We start from the raw sequence: 1,323 nt of genomic DNA, 5'->3' as shown, positions 1-1,323 counted from the left end.
GGGGTTTAGGGGGAATACGGGTTTGGGGGGGGGGGGGGGGGGGGGGGGCGGGTGTGCATCGCCGGCCCGAAGCGCCCGCAGGACCGAATCCTGTTGTCGGAGTCCAAGACTGCGTTCCGCAAGGACATCCACAACTACGTGGAAGAGAACTACCCGACCGAGCACACCCAGCTCGACGAGGCAGTCGAGGAATCCTTCCCGGCTTCCGATCCCGCGGTTCTGTCGTTTGCCGACGACGGAGCGGTCGACGTTCTCTCCGCTGCCAACGGTGCAGAAGGCCGTCCGAGCAAGCCGGTCGTCGTCAAGTCCGACGCCGGTGAGTTCGTTCTCGACCACGGCGCCGTCGTTGTTGCAGGTATCACCTCCTGCACCAACACGTCCAACCCGTCGGTCATGCTCGGTGCTGCACTGCTCGCACGCAACGCCGTCGAAAAGGGCCTCGCCACCAAGCCGTGGGTCAAGACCAACATGGCTCCCGGTTCGCAGGTCGTCACCGACTACTACGAGAAGGCCGGCCTGTGGCCGTACCTCGAGAAGCTCGGCTACTACCTCGGCGGTTACGGCTGCACCACGTGCATCGGTAACACCGGACCGCTGCCCGAGGCAGTCTCGAAGGCCATCAACGACAACAACCTCTCGGTCACCGCGGTGCTCTCGGGTAACCGTAACTTCGAGGGACGCATCTCCCCCGACGTCAAGATGAACTACTTGGCTTCCCCGCCGCTCGTGATTGCCTACGGCCTCGCCGGAACCATGGACTTCGACTTCGAGACCGATTCGCTCGGTAACGACACCGACGGAAACCCCGTCTACCTCAAGGACATCTGGCCGTCCACGCAGGAAATCGAAGAGACGATCAAGTCCTCGATCGACCAGGACATGTTCCGCAAGTCGTACGCAACCATCTTTGCGGGCGACAGCCGCTGGCAGAACCTCGAAACCCCGAAGGGTGACACCTTCGAGTGGGACGTGAACTCCACCTACGTGCGGAAGCCACCTTACTTCGACGGCATGACGATGGATCCGGCTCCGGTCAAGGACATCAAGGGCGCTCGCGTCCTCGCACTGCTCGGCGACTCGGTCACCACCGACCACATCAGCCCGGCAGGTCCGATCAAGGTCGGTACCCCCGCTGCGCAGTACCTCGACTCCCACGGCGTCGAGCGTGCGGATTACAACTCGCTCGGATCGCGTCGCGGTAACCACGAGGTCATGATTCGCGGAACGTTCGCGAACATCCGTCTGCGCAACCAGCTCCTCGACGACGTCTCGGGTGGTTACACCCGCGACTTCACGCAGGAAGGCGCACCGCAGGCATTCATC

At 63.1% G+C, this 1,323-nt stretch carries 1 pseudogene; it reads left to right on the top strand.

The window, feature by feature from the left end:
* Nucleotides 1-57: 57 nt before the first annotated feature.
* Nucleotides 58-1,323: pseudogene (locus tag ABT116_RS46925) on the top strand (aconitase family protein); the annotation flags it as partial.

Source organism: Streptomyces sp. NPDC002130 (assembly GCF_040296465.1).
GTDB lineage: Bacteria > Actinomycetota > Actinomycetes > Streptomycetales > Streptomycetaceae > Streptomyces.
The sequence above is the reverse complement of the archived record's forward strand: the minus strand, read 5'-3'. Positions and strand labels throughout refer to the sequence as shown.